13 protein-coding genes are annotated in these 17,462 nt (G+C 52.5%); 9 read left to right on the forward strand and 4 right to left on the reverse strand.

Annotation, left to right across the window (positions count from 1 at the left end; genetic code table 11):
- Positions 1–163 precede the first annotated feature (163 nt).
- Complete coding sequence (gene msrA, locus M975_RS21305; protein ID WP_064561859.1) at positions 164–802, reverse strand: peptide-methionine (S)-S-oxide reductase MsrA; 639 nt, start codon at positions 800–802, stop codon at positions 164–166.
- Between the two features lie 236 nt (positions 803–1,038).
- Between msrA and tamA the strand changes: the two genes are divergently transcribed.
- Genes tamA through M975_RS21320 form a run of 3 tightly spaced genes read left to right on the forward strand, consistent with a single transcriptional unit; the run spans position 1,039 to position 6,892 of the window.
- Positions 1,039–2,772, forward strand: coding sequence for an autotransporter assembly complex protein TamA (tamA, locus tag M975_RS21310; protein WP_064561860.1), 1,734 nt, complete (start codon positions 1,039–1,041; stop codon positions 2,770–2,772).
- On the forward strand, positions 2,769–6,545 hold the full coding sequence (tamB, locus tag M975_RS21315) for an autotransporter assembly complex protein TamB (protein ID WP_064561861.1): 3,777 nt from the start codon (positions 2,769–2,771) through the stop codon (positions 6,543–6,545). Before tamA ends, tamB begins: the two co-directional genes overlap by 4 nt.
- A gap of 2 nt (positions 6,546–6,547) precedes the next feature.
- The gene (locus M975_RS21320; protein WP_064561862.1) at positions 6,548–6,892 is read left to right on the forward strand and encodes a gamma-glutamylcyclotransferase family protein; all 345 of its coding nucleotides are present in this window, start codon (positions 6,548–6,550) and stop codon (positions 6,890–6,892) included.
- Between the two features lie 107 nt (positions 6,893–6,999).
- Here the strand turns inward: M975_RS21320 and ppa are convergent, their stop codons facing one another.
- Complete coding sequence (gene ppa / locus M975_RS21325) at positions 7,000–7,527, reverse strand: inorganic diphosphatase (protein WP_064515779.1); 528 nt, start codon at positions 7,525–7,527, stop codon at positions 7,000–7,002.
- A 293-nt stretch (positions 7,528–7,820) separates the two neighbouring features.
- On the opposite strand from ppa, the gene ytfQ reads away from it, so the two are divergent.
- From ytfQ to M975_RS21350, 5 genes are all read left to right on the forward strand, one after another.
- Complete coding sequence (gene ytfQ / locus M975_RS21330) at positions 7,821–8,777, forward strand: galactofuranose ABC transporter, galactofuranose-binding protein YtfQ (RefSeq protein WP_064561863.1); 957 nt, start codon at positions 7,821–7,823, stop codon at positions 8,775–8,777.
- A gap of 116 nt (positions 8,778–8,893) precedes the next feature.
- Positions 8,894–10,393, forward strand: a complete 1,500-nt coding sequence (gene ytfR, locus M975_RS21335) for a galactofuranose ABC transporter, ATP-binding protein YtfR (protein ID WP_157093418.1) — start codon at positions 8,894–8,896, stop codon at positions 10,391–10,393.
- A gap of 10 nt (positions 10,394–10,403) precedes the next feature.
- Positions 10,404–11,435, forward strand: coding sequence for a galactofuranose ABC transporter, ATP-binding protein YtfT (ytfT, locus tag M975_RS21340; RefSeq protein WP_157093419.1), 1,032 nt, complete (start codon positions 10,404–10,406; stop codon positions 11,433–11,435).
- Entirely contained in the window at positions 11,422–12,423 is a 1,002-nt protein-coding gene (gene yjfF, locus M975_RS21345; RefSeq protein WP_064561866.1) for a galactofuranose ABC transporter, permease protein YjfF, read from the forward strand. The genes ytfT and yjfF overlap by 14 nt, the downstream gene beginning before the upstream one ends.
- 69 nt (positions 12,424–12,492) lie before the next feature.
- Complete coding sequence (locus M975_RS21350; RefSeq protein WP_064561867.1) at positions 12,493–14,058, forward strand: methyl-accepting chemotaxis protein; 1,566 nt, start codon at positions 12,493–12,495, stop codon at positions 14,056–14,058.
- A 158-nt stretch (positions 14,059–14,216) separates the two neighbouring features.
- Here M975_RS21350 and fbp read toward each other — a convergent pair whose 3' ends face one another.
- Complete coding sequence (fbp, locus tag M975_RS21355) at positions 14,217–15,215, reverse strand: class 1 fructose-bisphosphatase (RefSeq protein ID WP_064561868.1); 999 nt, start codon at positions 15,213–15,215, stop codon at positions 14,217–14,219.
- Between the two features lie 175 nt (positions 15,216–15,390).
- Between fbp and mpl the strand changes: the two genes are divergently transcribed.
- Positions 15,391–16,761, forward strand: a complete 1,371-nt coding sequence (gene mpl / locus M975_RS21360; RefSeq protein ID WP_064561869.1) for a UDP-N-acetylmuramate:L-alanyl-gamma-D-glutamyl-meso-diaminopimelate ligase — start codon at positions 15,391–15,393, stop codon at positions 16,759–16,761.
- A 73-nt stretch (positions 16,762–16,834) separates the two neighbouring features.
- Here mpl and yjgA read toward each other — a convergent pair whose 3' ends face one another.
- The gene (gene yjgA, locus M975_RS21365) at positions 16,835–17,386 is read right to left on the reverse strand and encodes a ribosome biogenesis factor YjgA (protein WP_064561870.1); all 552 of its coding nucleotides are present in this window, start codon (positions 17,384–17,386) and stop codon (positions 16,835–16,837) included.
- Positions 17,387–17,462 lie beyond the last annotated feature (76 nt).

A 17,462-nucleotide genomic window follows, 5' to 3' on the forward strand; every position in this document is an offset into this window, starting at 1 on the left:
CGTCATTGGGTTTGATTGTTACCATATAACATATCACAGCGGCGATTTATCCGTAAACGGAGCGCGGGTAACCGTTTGTACAAAACCCAGCTATTTTGGGTTTTTGAGGTTAAGCGGGAAATGAGCGGATAACCGAGGATGTCATCCGCTTGATAAGGTTTAATTAGCCTTGTGGTGGCAGACACACACCAATTCCACCAATGCCGCAGTACCCATACGGGTTTTTATGCAGGTATTGCTGGTGGTCATCTTCGGCATAATAGAACGGCCCGGCGTTGGCGATTTCGGTGGTGACCTGGCGGTTATCCCCGGCGAGTGCCATAGCGTCCTGGAAACGTTGTAAGCTCGCTCGTGCTGATGTGTCTTGCTCAGGCGTCAGTGGGTAAATCGCGGAGCGATATTGCGTGCCGACATCGCCGCCCTGGCGCATGCCCTGGGCCGGATCGTGGTTTTCCCAGAACACTTGCAGTAATTGTTCGTAACTCACCACTTGCGGGTCGTAAACCACGCGTACCGCTTCAGTATGCCCGGTCATTCCGCTGCACACTTCACGGTAGGTTGGGTTAGGCGAAAAGCCCCCGGCGTAACCTGCGGCGGTGCTGTAAACCCCCGGAATTTGCCAGAACATCCTTTCAACACCCCAGAAACAACCCATCGCAAAATAAGCGATTTCCATTCCTTCTGGTACATTTGTCATGGAATGCTCGTTAACCGCATGCAAAGTGGCGACAGGCATCGGGGTATTGCGACCGGGCAGCGCTTCAGACTGTGTCACGGGATGGGTTTTCTCAAATAATTTCATCAGTCATGCTCTCCCGATGTTGGCTAAATTTAACAACAACCGCCGTGCGGTTGTAACGAGGCGTGTTATTGCAGACAATAACTCCTCTGTATGAGACTACAGTACATATAAGAAATATTTGGGTTATTGTGCAGTTTTCAACCCCGGTTGTTGGGGTTTTGTTAAAAGATTTTTGTGAAAACAGCAGTAAAGGCGTTTCCTTCCAGGGGTGGAAACAAGGATATTCAGGAGAAAACGTGCCACGATTCCGTATTATTTGCTCGGCTTGCCTATGCCTGGTAAGCACGTGGGCCAGCGCTGCCAACGTGCGTTTACAGGTAGAAGGGCTCAGCGGTGAACTGCAAAAAAACGTTCGCGCTCAGCTTTCAACTATCCAGAGTGATGAAGTTACGCCTGACAGGCGTTTCCGTGCGCGTGTGGATGACGCTATCCGTAATGGATTGAAAGCACTGGGTTATTACGAACCAACGATTGATTTCGACTTACGGCCACCACCAGCCAAAGGTCGCCAGGTTTTGATTGCGAAGGTCGATCCCGGCCCGCCGGTGCTGATTGGCGGCACTGATGTGATCCTGCGCGGCGGCGCGCGTGACGATAAAGATTACCTCGCATTACTGGGCGAACGCCCGAAGATCGGCACCGTTCTTAATCATCACGATTACGACAGTTTCAAAAAAGATCTCTCCAGCATTGCGCTGCGCAAGGGCTATTTCGACAGCGAATTTACCAAAAGCCAGCTCGGTGTTTCGCTTGAGCGCCGTCAGGCATTCTGGGATATCGATTACAACAGCGGTGAGCGTTATCGCTTTGGCGCTGTGACCTTCGAAGGCTCGCAAATTCGTGAAGAATATCTACAAAATCTTGTGCCTTTTAAACAGGGCGATTATTACCAGTCGAGCGATCTGGGTGAATTAAACCGCCGTTTATCCGCGACGGGCTGGTTTAACTCCGTGGTTGTAGCGCCTGAATTCGACAAAGCCCGCAAAACGAAAGTCTTGCCCCTGCATGGCGTGGTTTCGCCGCGTACCGAAAACACCATCGAAACGGGTGTCGGGTACTCAACCGACGTAGGGCCGCGCGTAAAAGCGACGTGGAAAAAACCGTGGATGAACTCCTACGGCCACAGCCTGACCAGCAGTGTCAGTCTTTCAGCGCCAGAACAGATCGTTGATTTTAGCTACAAAATGCCGCTGCTTAAAAACCCGCTGGAGCAATATTATCTGGTGCAGGGCGGTTTTAAAGCGACTGACCTGAACGATACCAAGTCCGACTCCAGCACCCTCGCGGTTTCACGCTACTGGGATTTATCCAGCGGCTGGCAGCACGCGATTAACCTGCGCTGGAGCCTCGACCACTTTACCCAGGCAGACGTCACCAACACCACGATGCTGCTTTACCCTGGCGTGAGCCTTAACCGTACCCGTTCGCGTGGCGGTTTAATGCCAACCTGGGGCGACTCCCAACGCTACTCTATTGATATTTCCGATACCTCGTGGGGCTCGGACGTCGACTTCGGGGTATTCCAGGCTCAGCAAGTCTGGATCCGCACATTGCAGGAAAAACACCGTTTTGTGGTGCGTGGCAATGTGGGCTGGATTGAAACCAATAACTTCGACAAAGTGCCGCCAGACTTGCGCTTCTTTGCTGGTGGTGACCGCAGTATTCGCGGCTATTCCTACAAATCCATCTCCCCTGAAAACGACAAAGGCGAACTGACCGGTGCATCAAAAATGATTACCGGATCGCTGGAGTATCAATACAACGTCACCGGGAAATGGTGGGGGGCAGTGTTCGTCGATTCCGGCGAAGCGGTTAACGATATCAAACAGAGCAATTATAAAACGGGTGCGGGCTTTGGCGTGCGCTGGCAGTCACCGGTTGGGCCAATCAAACTCGATTTAGCTGTCCCGGTGGCGGATAAAGATGAGCATGGATTGCAGTTTTACATCGGTCTGGGGCCTGAACTATGAGTCGTTGGAAGAAAATAAGCCTCGCGGTGTTGGTTTTTGTGGTGCTGCTGATTGGCGCTGTCGGTTTCCTGGTGGGGACAACCACCGGGCTGCATGTGTTATTTAACGCCGCTAATCGCTGGGTGCCGGGGCTGGATATCGCAAGCGTAACCGGTGGCTGGCGTAATCTGACCATCAAAGGTCTGCGCTACCAACAGCCTGGCGTTGACGTGAACGCGGGTGAAATTAATCTGGCGGTGAAACTGGGTTGCCTGCGCGACAGCAGTTTGTGCGTGAATAACCTGTCGCTCAAAGACATTGATGTTGTTATCGACAGCAAAAAAATGCCTCCGGCCGCACCGGTTCAGGAAGAAGACACCGGCCCGCTCAATCTCACCACGCCGTATCCGATTACCCTGAGTCGTGTGGCGCTTAATAACGTCAATATTAAGATTGATAACACCACGGTTTCGGTGATGGAGTTTACCTCCGGCCTGAACTGGCAAGAACGCAACGTGACCGTTACGCCAACTAACCTCGAAGGTTTGCTGATTGCGTTGCCGAAAGTGGCCAAAGTTGCACAGGAACAGGTGGTTGAACCGAAGATCCAGAACCCGCAGCCGGAAGAGTTACCGCTGGGCGAAACGCTCAAGCAGCTGTTTGAAAAGCCTGTTCTGCCGGAAATGACGGATGTGCATTTGCCGCTGAACCTGAATATTCAGGAGTTCCGTGGGGCGAACCTGCGACTAACAGGCGACACCGATTTACTGGTCAGCAGCCTGTTGCTGAAAGTCAGCAGTATTGATGGATCTCTTAAGCTTGATGCACTGGATGTTGATTCCTCCCAAGGCCTGGTCAACGCCACAGGCAGCGCTGAATTACGCGACAAATGGCCGGTCGATTTAACCTTAAACACCACGCTGAACATCGACCCTATCAAAGGCGAAAAGGTGAAGATGAAGATCGGCGGGGAACTGCGGGATGTGCTGAAAGTCGGCATGAATCTCTCCGGCCCTGTTGATCTGGAACTCACCGCGCAAACTCAGCTGGCGCAAGCCGGCCTGCCGCTGAATCTGGAGGTCGTCAGTAAGCAGCTTTACTGGCCGTTTACCGGCAAAAAAGAGATTCAGGCCGATGATTTCAAGCTGAAATTCAGCGGCAAAATGACCGACTACAAACTGTCATTGCGCAGCGCGGTGAAAGGCGAGCAAATCCCGCCTGCGACCATCACACTGGACGCGACAGGCAACGAGCAGCAACTTCAGCTCGATAAGCTGCGTGTCGCCGCATTGCAAGGCAACACCGACCTGAAAGCGGTGCTCGACTGGAGCAAAGCCATCAGCTGGCGCGGCGAGCTGAAACTCGAAGACATCAACACGGCGAAGCAATTCCCGGACTGGCCTGCCAAACTCAACGGCCTGGTGAAAACCAGCGGCAGTTTGTATGGCGGCAGCTGGCAGGTTGATGTGCCTGAGCTGAAACTGACGGGTAATGTCAAAAATAACAAAGTGAATGTTGCCGGGAAGCTGAAAGGCAACAGTTATATGCAGTGGAATATTCCGGGGCTACATCTTGAACTGGGGCGCAACAGCGCTGACGTTAAAGGGGAATTAGGGCCAAAGGATCTGCAGCTTGATGCCACGATTGACGCGCCTGGCCTTGATAACGCTTTGCCGGGTCTGGGCGGCACCGCGAAAGGGACAATCAAAATACGCGGTGATGTGAAAGCGCCCCAGCTGCTGGCGGATCTCAGCGCGAATAATCTTCGCTGGCAGGAGCTGTCGGTTGCGCGAGTCTTGCTGAAAGGGGATGTGAAATCTACCGATCAGATTGCCGGCAACCTGGATTTGCGCGTCGAGCGAATTTCCCAGCCTGGCGTGGATATCAACCTTCTTACGCTTGCGGCTAAAGGTTCTGAAAAGCAGCACCAGCTGCAAGTGAGAATTCAGGGTGAGCCGGTTTCCGGGCAGCTTGATTTGAGCGGTAGCTTCTCTCGTGAGGAGGAGCGCTGGCGCGGCAATCTCACCAATACGCGCTTTGAAACACCGGTTGGCCCGTGGTCGCTTAACCGCGCCCTGGCGCTCGATTACCGCAATAAAGAGCAGAAGATTAATATTGGCGCACATTGCTGGACGAACCCTAATGCCGAGCTTTGTGTACCGCAGCCGATTGATGCGGGTAAAAAAGGCCGAGCACTGGTCAATCTGAACCGTTTTGACCTCGCCATGCTGAAACCCTTTATGCCGGAAGATACCCAGGCCGTGGGCACATTCACTGGCCGTGCGGATGTCAGCTGGGACAGCGAATCGGGTGGCTTGCCACAGGGTTCAGTCACGCTGCAAGGCAACGGTGTCAAAGTGACTCAGGTCGTGAACGACAGTCCGCTACTGGTGGCATTTGATACGCTCAATCTCAATGCGGATCTTAAGAATAACCAGGCGCAGCTTGGCTGGTTGATTCGTGTTGCCAACAACGGGCAGTTTGATGGCCAGGTACAAATTACCGATCCACAAGGCCGCCGTAATCTTGGCGGCAACGTGAATATGCGTAATTTTGATCTGGCGATCGCCAACTCCATCTTCTCACGCGGGGAAAAAGCCGCCGGGAAGTTAAACGCTAATCTGCGGCTGGCAGGAAATGCAGAACGGCCACAGTTGTTCGGCCAGTTGCAGCTGAACGGCGTGGATGTTGACGGCAACTTTATGCCGTTCGACATGCAGCCAAGCCAGTTGGCAATGAACTTCAACGGTATGAATTCAACGCTTGCCGGGACTGTGCGCACCAAACAAGGCGATATTGCCCTGAGCGGTGATGCGGACTGGACGCAAATCGACAACTGGCGCGCGCGCGTGGCGGCGAAGGGCAGCAAAGTGCGCATTACCGTGCCGCCGATGGTGCGCCTTGATGTGTCGCCTGATGTTGAGTTTGTCGCCACGCCAAGTCTATTTACGCTTGATGGCAGCGTCGATATTCCGTGGGCGCGTATTGTGGTGCATGAAGTGCCGGAAAGTTCAGTGGGTGTTTCCAGCGACGAAGTGATGCTGGATAAAGACCTGAAACCGGTCAAGCCGCAAACTGCCGGGATCCCAATCAACAGCAACCTGGTCATTCACGTTGGCAACAATGTGCGTCTGGATGCGTTTGGCCTGAAAGCGCGTTTGAACGGCGATCTGAAAATGGTACAGGATCGTCAGGGTCTTGGCCTTAACGGGCAGATCAACATCCCGGAAGGGCGCTTCCATGCATATGGGCAGGACTTGATTGTTCGAAAAGGTATACTGTTGTTCTCCGGTCCACCTGATCAACCTTTGCTCAATATCGAAGCGATTCGTAACCCTGAAGCGACAGAAAACGACGTTATTGCTGGCGTTCGCGTCACAGGATCGGCGGATGAACCAAAAGCTGAAATATTTTCTGATCCGGCTATGTCACAGCAAGAAGCCTTGTCCTACCTGCTTCGCGGGCAGGGTTTAGACAATACTGGCGACGATAGTAACGCAATGACTTCAATGCTTGTTGGCCTGGGGGTTGCACAAAGTGGTCAGGTTGTGGGTAAAATCGGCGAGACGTTTGGCGTAAGCAATCTGGCGCTTGATACCGCAGGGGTGGGGGATTCCTCACAAGTGGTGGTTAGTGGCTATGTTCTGCCGGGTCTCCAGGTGAAATATGGTGTGGGTATTTTTGACTCATTGGCGACACTAACACTGCGTTATCGCCTGATGCCTAAGCTGTATCTGGAAGCGGTGTCTGGTATTGATCAGGCACTTGATCTGCTTTATCAGTTCGAGTTTTAGCAATGCGAATATTTGTTTACGGCAGTTTACGACGCAAGCAAGGTAACAGCCACTGGATGACCAACGCCCAGTGGCTTGGGGATCATCATGTCGAAAATTACGCTTTATACAGCCTTGGCCATTATCCGGGCGTTGTGCCGGGTGAAGGGGCAGTGGCGGGTGAAGTGTATCGCATAGATGCTTCCACACTCTCTGAGCTTGATGCTTTACGCACCAAAGGCGGAGAGTATAAACGTCAGCTAATTCAGACTCCTTTCGGCAGCGCATGGATGTATGTGTACCAGCGTTCGGTGGAGGGGTTAACCCGCATCGAAAGCGGAGATTGGCTGGATAAAGATAGCGAGTAGTTCATTCCCAAACGGCCACTCATCTGAGTGGCCGTTTCACTTTTGCAGACGCATAAAAAAACACCGCCATCTGGCGGTGTTTTCATAAGCATTTAGCGGGGTAAGAATTACTTCTTAGCGCGCTCGAAGGAAGCAACGATTTCAGCTTTAGCTGCTGCTGCATTGTCCCAACCTTCAACTTTAACCCATTTGCCTTTCTCGAGAGCTTTGTACTGCTCGAAGAAGTGGGAGATCTGCGCTTTCAGCAGTTCTGGCAGGTCGTTCACATCTTTAATGTGATCGTATTCTTTGCTCAGTTTGGTGTGCGGAACTGCAACCAGCTTGGCATCTTCGCCCGCTTCGTCAGTCATTTTCAACACGCCAACTGGACGGCAACGAATAACAGAACCTGGTTGCAGTGGGTATGGAGTTGGAACCAGAACGTCAACCGGGTCACCGTCTAAAGACAGGGTGTGGTTGATGTAACCGTAGTTGCACGGGTAGAACATTGCGGTAGACATGAAACGGTCAACGAACAGCGCGCCAGTGTCTTTATCAACTTCATATTTGATAGGGTCAGCGTTTGCTGGGATTTCGATAACAACGTAGATGTCTTCTGGCAGATCAATACCCGCTGGGACGTTGAGTAAGCTCATGTCTTTTTCCTTTAAACTGGTGTCATTCAAGTGCCGCGTATTATAGCTAACTCGATTTAAATGTCTTCGCCTCTTTTTGCTTTCATTTCTCACCCGCCCCCGTTTCCAGAACCTTCCGACAACGGGAAAATCCATAAACATAGCCGTATTCTTTATAAAGTTGTGTAAGCGGTTACAAGGTTATGCGCGACTTGTTGGAATTGTGATGTAACTCATTCTGTTACACCACACGTCGTCTATAGTTTTTTCGACGCCCAGATTTTAACCAACAATAACCCTACGAGGATGTCCCTATGTGGAAGCGCTTACTTTTGGTCTCTGCAGTCTCCGCAGCCATGTCGTCTATGGCAATAGCTGCTCCGTTAACGGTCGGATTTTCTCAGGTAGGTTCTGAATCCGGCTGGCGTGCGGCAGAAACATCGGTTGCGAAGAGTGAAGCCGAGAAACGTGGCATCACGCTGAAAATTGCTGACGGCCAACAAAAACAAGAAAACCAGATTAAAGCCGTACGTTCATTTATCGCCCAGGGCGTAGACGCAATCTTCATTGCGCCAATCGTCGCCACGGGTTGGGAGCCTGTATTACAAGAAGCAAAAGAGGCCAAAATCCCAGTATTCCTGCTCGACCGTAATATCGATGTGAAAGATAAATCGCTGTACATGACCGTCGTCACCGCTAACAACGTGCTGGAAGGCCAGTTGATTGGTGAATGGTTGCTTAAAGAGTTGAATGGTAAGCAATGTAACGTGGTTGAACTGCAAGGCACCGTGGGCGCGAGTGTGGCAATCGATCGTAAGAAAGGCTTCGCCGACGCCATTTCTAAAGCATCCAACGTGAAAATCATTCGTTCTCAGTCTGGCGACTTTACCCGCAGCAAAGGTAAAGAAGTCATGGAAAGCTTCATCAAAGCCGAGAACAACGGCAAAAACATCTGCATGGTTTACGCGCATAACGATGACATGGTGATCGGTGCGATTCAGGCAATCAAAGAAGCGGGCCTGAAACCAGGCAAAGACATTCTGACCGGTTCCATTGATGGCGTGCCGGATATCTACAAAGCGATGATCGATGGCGAAGCCAACGCAAGCGTTGAGCTGACACCAAACATGGCAGGACCGGCGTTCGATGCACTCGAGAAGTTCAAGAAAGATGGCACCATGCCTAAAAAAGTGACCATCACTAAGTCCACTCTGTATCTCCCGGATACCGCGAAAGAAGAGCTCGAGAAGAAGAAATCGATGGGCTACTAAGCTGCTTTACCCCTCACCCTAGCCCTCTCTCCTAAAGGGAGAGGGGATTGGATCGAGTGTGGTTTGATTTTTCCCCTTCTCTCTTTTAGGGAGAGGGTTGGAGTGAGGGTTTAATCATGAGCACAAACAACCAGGAAATTCTGCGCACGGAAGGCTTATCGAAACATTTCCCAGGGGTCAAAGCGCTCGACAAAGTGGACTTCAGCCTCAATCGCGGCGAAATCATGGCGTTACTGGGTGAAAATGGAGCAGGGAAATCAACGCTTATCAAAGCCTTAACCGGCGTTTACCAGCGTGATAGCGGCAATATTTATCTCGAAGGGGAACAGATTTCCCCGAAGAATACCGCCCATGCCCAACAACTCGGCATCGGTACGGTGTATCAGGAAGTCAATCTACTGCCCAATATGTCTGTGGCGGATAACTTGTTTATCGGCCGCGAGCCGCGTCGCTTTGGGTTTATACAACGTAAAGAGATGGAAAAACGCGCCACCCGGCTGATGGAATCCTATGGGTTTTCGCTGGATGTCGCCGAGCCGCTCAACCGCTACTCCGTTGCGATGCAGCAGATCGTTGCCATTTGCCGGGCCATCGATCTTTCAGCCAAAGTGCTGATCCTCGATGAACCGACCGCTAGCCTCGACACTAAAGAAGTTGAAATGCTGTTCACCCTGATGCGCCAGCTGCGCGACCAGGGCGTGAGCCTGATCTTCGTCACCCACTTTCTCGATCAAGTTTATGAAGTCACCGATCGGATCACCGTGCTGCGCAACGGGATGTTCGTCGGCACGCGCAATACCGCCGATCTGCCGCAGATCGATCTGGTGAAAATGATGCTGGGGCGTGAGCTGGAAACTAATGCCCTGAACCGCGCGGGCCGCACGTTACTGAGCGATAAACCGGTCGCTGCGTTTAAAGATTTCGGTAAGAAAGGGGTGATCAACCCGTTTGATCTTGAAGTTCGCCCTGGAGAGATCGTCGGTCTGGCGGGTTTATTAGGATCCGGGCGCACCGAAACCGCCGAAGTGATATTTGGCATCAAGCCTGCGGACAGTGGCAATGCGTGGATCAAAGGCAAGCCGCAATCACTGCGATCGCCTCATAAAGCCTCTTCGCTGGGTATTGGTTTTTGCCCGGAGGATCGCAAAACTGACGGCATTATTGCCGCCGCTTCGGTACGTGAAAATATCATTCTGGCATTACAGGCGCAGCGCGGCTGGCTGCGGCCGATTCCGAAGCGTGAACAGTATCAGATTGCCGAACGCTTCATTCGCCAGCTGGGGATCCGTACGCCCGGCCCGGATCAACCGATCGAATTTCTTTCCGGTGGTAATCAGCAAAAAGTTCTGCTCTCGCGCTGGCTGCTGACCAAACCGCAATTCTTAATCCTCGACGAACCGACTCGAGGGATCGACGTGGGGGCGCACGCCGAAATTATCCGTTTGATCGAAACGCTGTGCGCCGATGGCCTGGCGCTGTTGGTTATCTCTTCAGAACTTGAAGAGCTGGTGGGCTATGCGGATCGCGTGATCATCATGCGTGACAGGCAGCAAGTGGCTGAGATCCCGCTCGCTGAGCTTTCCGTATCGGCAATTATGAATGCCATTGCGGCATAAGGAGTAACACGTGATGCCTCGTTCATTGCCGCAAACGGATGCCGAAAAGCCAAAACGGAATTTCCGCTGGCCGCCGGGTATTCCGCAACTGGTCGCGTTGGTGCTGGTGTTGTTAGTCGATAGCCTGGTCGCCAATCACTTCTTTGATATTGTGTTGCAAAACGGGCGGCTGTTTGGCAGCCCGATAGATATTCTCAACCGTGCGGCACCGGTCGCATTACTGGCAATCGGCATGACACTGGTGATCGCCACCGGTGGCATTGACCTTTCCGTTGGCGCGGTGATGGCGATTGCTGGCGCGACGGCGGCCACGTTAACGGTCGACGGGCACAGCCTGACGGTAGTGATCCTCGCATCACTGGGCGTGGGTGTTCTGGCCGGTCTGTGGAACGGCATTCTGGTCGCCATCCTGAAGATTCAGCCGTTTGTTGCCACGCTAATCCTGATGGTGGCCGGGCGTGGTGTGGCGCAACTTATCACCGCCGGGCAAATCGTTACTTTTGATTCACCAAACCTCTCGTATCTGGGCAGCGGTTCGCTGTTCTTCTTCCCGACGCCCGTGATTATTGTGCTGGCAACGCTGCTGGTCTTCTGGCTATTTACCCGCAAAACGGCGCTGGGCCTGTTTATCGAATCGGTCGGGATTAACATCCGTGCGGCGAAAAATGCCGGGGTAAATACCCGCCTCGTCGTGATGCTGACTTACGTTTTGAGCGGCCTGTGCGCGGCCATCGCCGGGATTATCGTCACCGCCGATATTCGTGGTGCTGATGCCAACAACGCCGGATTGTGGCTGGAACTGGACGCTATTCTGGCGGTGGTTATCGGCGGCGGTTCGCTGATGGGCGGGCGCTTTAACATCGCACTTTCCGTGATTGGCGCGCTGATTATTCAGGGGATGAATACCGGCATCCTGCTTTCCGGTTTCCCGCCTGAGCTTAACCAGGTGGTGAAAGCGGTGGTGGTGATGTGCGTGTTGATTGTTCAGTCGCCACGTTTTATTGCTCTGCTCAAAGGACTCCGTCGCCATGATCAAACGTAACTTGCCGTTGATGATTACGCTTGCGGTATTTGTGCTGGGCTATCTGTATTGCCTGACGCAATTCCCCGGTTTCGCATCAACGCGTGTGATTTGCAACATTCTGACTGATAACGCTTTTCTGGGGATTATCGCCGTTGGGATGACATTTGTGATCCTCTCCGGCGGCATCGATCTTTCCGTCGGTTCGGTGATCGCCTTTACCGGGGTGTTTCTCGCTAAAGCGATTGGCTTCTGGGGGTTATCGCCGCTGGTGGCGTTCCCGCTGGTGCTGGTGATGGGCTGCGCGTTCGGTGCATTTATGGGCTTGCTTATCGACGCGCTGAAAATCCCTGCTTTTATTATTACGCTTGCCGGGATGTTCTTCCTGCGCGGGGTCAGCTACCTGGTTTCTGAAGAGTCTATTCCGATTGACCACCCGATTTACGACACGCTTTCGAACCTCGCATGGCGCATTCCTGGCGGCGGGCGTTTGAGTGCGATGGGCTTGCTGATGCTGGCCGTGGTGGTGATTGGTATTTTCCTTGCGCACCGCACCCGCTTTGGTAACCAGGTTTATGCGATTGGCGGCAACGCAACATCGGCAAACCTGATGGGGATTTCCACCCGCAGCACTACAGTGCGCATTTATATGCTTTCAACCGGGCTTGCCACACTCGCCGGAATTGTCTTTTCGCTCTATACCTCAGCGGGTTACGCGCTGGCAGGGATGGGCGTTGAGCTGGATGCGATTGCCTCAGTGGTTATCGGCGGCACGCTGTTAAGTGGTGGCGTTGGAACGGTGCTCGGTACGCTGTTTGGTGTGGCTATCCAGGGGCTGATTCAGACCTATATCAACTTCGACGGTACGCTCAGTTCGTGGTGGACGAAAATCGCCATCGGCATTTTGCTTTTTATTTTCATCGCCCTACAGCGCGGTTTGACGGTGTTGTGGGAAAACCGCCAAAGCTCGCCAGTGAAGCGGATTAAGGTGCGCCCTGGTCAAAGCTGAATCGCTTTGCCTAAACTTTCCCCGGTGATTGTCGATAACAATTAATCGTTCTGTCACCGGGAAAAGAGCATGTTGAAAAATTTGTCTATTCGCACGGGGCTGCTGACGTTATTGGCAGTCATGACCTTCCTGTTGTTATTTGTCAGCGGCATGGGCATTTACGCCCTGCAACAAAGCTCCACTTCACTCCAGAAAATCAACAGCCTACAGGGCGAGCAGATGGTGCGCTTGTCTGATGGCTATGTCTCTTTGCTACGTGCGCGTAACGGCGCAGGGCAGGCGGTTCGCCAGATGGAAATTGGCCTGCTGGAAGACGCGACCAAATCCACCGATTACGTCGCCAGTGACGTTAGTGCGGCGCAACAGCAGCTAAAAGCGTTTATCGACAGCGGCGTAGGTGACGAAGAGGGCAATCGCCTGATTCAAAACTTATCGCAAAGTTATGCGGACTATCTCGCAAAAGGCATCAACCCGATGCTTGCCGCCCTTACCAAACAAAATCCCGATGATTATTACGACCTGCTGGAAAAGACGTTGATCCCGCTGTCGCAAAAATTTGATACTGATGTCGAGATTTTCAAACAGTGGGGCGAGGCGCGCGGCAACAGCGAAGTGGAAGCGGTGCAATTGCATAAGAAAATCGTCCTTACGCTAATTATTATCGCCGCATTGCTCACCGCCGGGATTATCGTGTTGGTGTGGCTGGCCTTGCGCCACCTGCTGCTCAAGCCGCTTAACCAGTCAATTGAGCAACTGGAGTTTGTCGCCAAAGGTGATTTAACTCAGGCGTTGCCACCTGCTGGTAACAACGAATTTGGCCGCCTGGCGGTAGCGATTACCGTGATGCGTGATTCGCTGATGGAATCGGTAAGCCGCGTGCGCGATGCCAGTTCGCAAATTGACACCGGCAGCCGTGAATTGGCAGCGGGCAACCAGAATCTCGCCCAACGCACTGAATCAACCGCCACTTCTCTTGAGCAAACGGCTGCCAGCATGGAGCAGCTCACCGCGACCGTGAAACAGAACGCCGATAACGCGGAGCAGGCACATAAGCTGGCGAAAGACGTTTCTGATACCGCCGATCGTGGCAGCGAAATGGTGTGCTACGTGATTGAAAAAATGCGCGATATCTCCAGTAGTTCCGACCGTATTGCCGACATCCTGAGCGTTATCGACGGCATCGCCTTCCAGACAAATATTCTGGCGCTGAATGCCTCGGTAGAAGCGGCACGAGCCGGTGAACAAGGGCGTGGTTTTGCTGTGGTGGCAGGTGAAGTTCGCACTCTGGCAAGCCGCAGTGCTGACGCAGCAAAAGAGATCCGCACCCTGATTTCTGACTCGCAAAACCACGTTGGCGAAGGCCGCGAACTGGCTCAGCAAGCCGGGGAAACGATGGATGAAATCGCTGAAGAAGTGATGCGCATGACCCGCCTGGTCAGTGAAATCGCCAATGCATCAAACGAACAGAGTTATGGTATCGAGCAGGTGAATATCGCGGTCAGCCAGATGGATGAAGCGGCGCAGCAGAATGCGGCATTGGTTCAGGAATCGACGGCGGCTACGCGTTCACTTGAGGAGCAGTCGCAGCATTTGGTGGCTGCGATGGCGACGTTCAGGTGCACCCGTCATACTTGAAGCCGCATCCGCGTTGGCTGCGTTCACGCACCCGAATCACTTACTCTAGTAAGCTCATCGGGATTTGCTCACTTGCCGCCTTGATGCAGTTTCAATTATTTAGGGTATGGAGCGCTATTTATCCTCTCCCGTGGGAGAGGATCGAGGGAGGGCAAAAATTATGCGTCCGGGTACTCACGAATAAAGCGTTCTACATCATCGACCATATGTTCGTTACCCACAAAGAACGGGCGGCGCTGGTGCAGGGTTTCCGGGATGATATCCAGAATACGCTCTTTGCCATCACTCGCTTTACCGCCAGCTTGTTCAGCAAGGAACGCCATTGGGTTACCTTCATACAGCAAACGCAGCTTCCCTTGCGGGTGGCTCGCGGTGCTTGGGTAGAGATAAATCCCACCTTTCAGCAGGTTGCGGTGGAAGTCAGCTACCAGAGAACCGATATAACGTGAGGTATACGGGCGTTGGGTGTTTGAATCTTCTTCCTGGCAGAACTTAATGTACTTTTTCACACCAGTCGGGAAACGGATGTAGTTCCCTTCGTTGATGGAATAGGTACTGCCGATTTCCGGGAAGCGCATACGCTCCTGGCACAGGCAGAACACGCCAAGAGAAGGATCGTAGGTGAAGGCATGAACGCCACAACCGGTGGTGTAAACCAGCATGGTTGAGGAACCGTAAACCACATAACCTGCCGCGACCTGGCGGTTGCCCGGCTGGAGGAAATCGGCTTCGGTGACTGGCGTACCGACGGGTGTGATACGGCGATAGATAGAGAAAATAGTACCGACTGACACGTTTACGTCGATGTTAGATGAGCCGTCGAGCGGGTCCATCAGCACCACATATTTGGCATGCTCCGCGCCTTCGAAAACAACAATATCATCTTCTTCTTCGGAAGCCACACCCGCCACAATCCCTCGAGCTTTAAGTGCTGCTTTCAGTTTTTCGTTCGCAAACAGGTCAAGTTTTTGCTGCACTTCGCCCTGAATGTTTTCAGCTCCGCTGGCACCCAAAATATCAACCAAACCTGCTTTGTTGATATCACGGTGGATGATTTTTGCGCCGAGCTTTATTGCCGACAACAAGGCAGTCAGTTCACCGGTTGCGTGCGAGAACTCGTGCTGCTTTTCGACAATAAATTCACCTAACGTTTTCATAACACTTTCCCTGCATCAGTCAGTTAAATAAAACGATTGCAACAATCCTAACAAACTTTCAAATAGTAGCGTACAGGTGAATCGCGCCAGCAAAATGCGGAATATCCTGAAATGCGATTTGCCACCACTCCACATACGGTTAGAATGTGCGCCAAATAATGAAAGGACAGTTTTTATGCGTATTCATATTCTGGGTATTTGCGGCACGTTCATGGGCGGCCTTGCGATGCTGGCTCGTTCACTCGGCCATCAGGTTACAGGCTCGGATGCCAACGTGTATCCGCCAATGAGCACTCTGTTAGAAGAACAGGGTATTGAATTAATTCAAGGTTACGACCCAAGTCAGCTCGATCCACAGCCGGATCTGGTGATCATCGGCAACGCCATGACACGCGGTAACCCGTGTGTTGAAGCGGTGCTCGAGAAAAGCCTCCCTTACATGTCCGGCCCGCAATGGCTGCACGATTTTGTGCTGCGCGACCGCTGGGTGCTGGCCGTGGCAGGGACGCACGGTAAAACCACCACCGCAGGTATGGCAACGTGGATTCTGGAAGCGTGTGGTTACAAGCCAGGCTTCGTGATTGGCGGCGTACCGGGTAATTTCGACGTTTCTGCGCGCCTGGGCGATAGCCCATTCTTTGTGATTGAAGCTGACGAATACGACTGTGCATTCTTCGATAAGCGTTCCAAATTCGTGCATTACTGCCCGCGCACGTTGATCCTCAATAACCTTGAGTTTGATCACGCGGACATCTTTGACGACCTGAAAGCCATTCAGAAGCAGTTCCACCACCTGGTGCGTATTGTGCCGGGGCAGGGGAAAATCATCTGGCCAGAAAACGACACCAATATTAAGCAGACGCTGGCGATGGGCTGCTGGAGTGAGCAAGAGCTGGTGGGCGAGCAAGGCCACTGGCAGGCGAAGAAGCTCAACCCTGATGCGTCTAACTGGGAAGTATTCCTCGATGGCGAGCGTGTCGGTGAAGTGCACTGGCAACTGGTGGGCGAACACAACATGCATAACGGGCTGATGGCGATTGCCGCAGCACGCCACGTAGGTGTGACACCGGCAGATGCAGCAAAAGCGCTGGACAGCTTCATCAATGCGCGTCGCCGCCTGGAATTACGTGGCGAAGCACATGGTGTGACGGTTTATGACGATTTTGCCCACCATCCAACGGCGATTCTGGCAACACTTTCGGCGTTGCGTAGCAAAGTTGGCGGCACCGCACGTATTCTCGCGGTGCTTGAGCCACGCTCTAACACCATGAAAATGGGCCTGAGCAAAGATGATCTGGCACCTTCTTTAGGTCGTGCAGACGAAGTCTTCTTGCTTCAGCCTCCACATATTCCATGGCAAGTGGTTGAAGTGGCAGAAGCCTGTATTCAGCCTGCTCACTGGAGTGCGGATGTCGACACTTTGGCGGATATGGTGGTGAAAACGGCTCAGCCTGGCGACCATATTCTGGTGATGAGCAATGGTGGTTTCGGGGGTATTCATCAGAAGCTGCTGGATGCACTGGCAAAGAAAGCTGAAAACCAGTAATCGTGCAGACATAAAAAAACCCGCAGATGCGGGTTTTTTTATGGGTGGCTAATTTCATTAAGCCACTTTCGTTTTAAGCCTGGGTTTCAGCCAGTTCGCGCAGATATGAGAAAATCTGACGATAAGATTTTGGCGGCTTATTTGCTGCCTTCTCTTTTTGTGCGTTACGAATCAGCACACGTAATTGCTGGCGGTCTGCATCCGGGTAAAGTCTTAACACTTCACTCATGGCATCATCGCCTTCCTCAACCAAACGATCGCGCAGTGCTTCCAGTTTATGGAACAGTGCCACTTGTTGGTTGTGACGGTTTTTCAGTTTATCGAGTGCTACGCGGATAGGATCCATGTCGCGCGAACGCATCATTTTGCCAATTAACTGAACCTGACGGCGACGGCCTTCTTTTTTGATTTTCTGAGCCAAATCAATCGCGGCACGCAAATCTTCATCAAGAGGGATTTTGTCGAGCGCATTTTTGCCCAACTCCATCAGTTCCATACCCAGGCGTTTTAATTCCTCGGCATCACGCTTAATTTCGCTTTTACTGACCCAGATAATCTCATCATCTTCGTCTTCATTTTCGTCATCTGGGACGTCGTCGAGCCAGTCATCGGGCTGCTTAGTCATATTTAGGCTCCTTAAAAAAAGTGGCTAATTCTACCAGTAAAGCCTGTTCACTGCGAAATTGTTCTGATCCTGTTAG

The sequence above is a fragment of the Buttiauxella brennerae ATCC 51605 genome, from assembly GCF_001654925.1.
GTDB classification, from domain to species: Bacteria; Pseudomonadota; Gammaproteobacteria; order Enterobacterales; family Enterobacteriaceae; genus Buttiauxella; species Buttiauxella brennerae.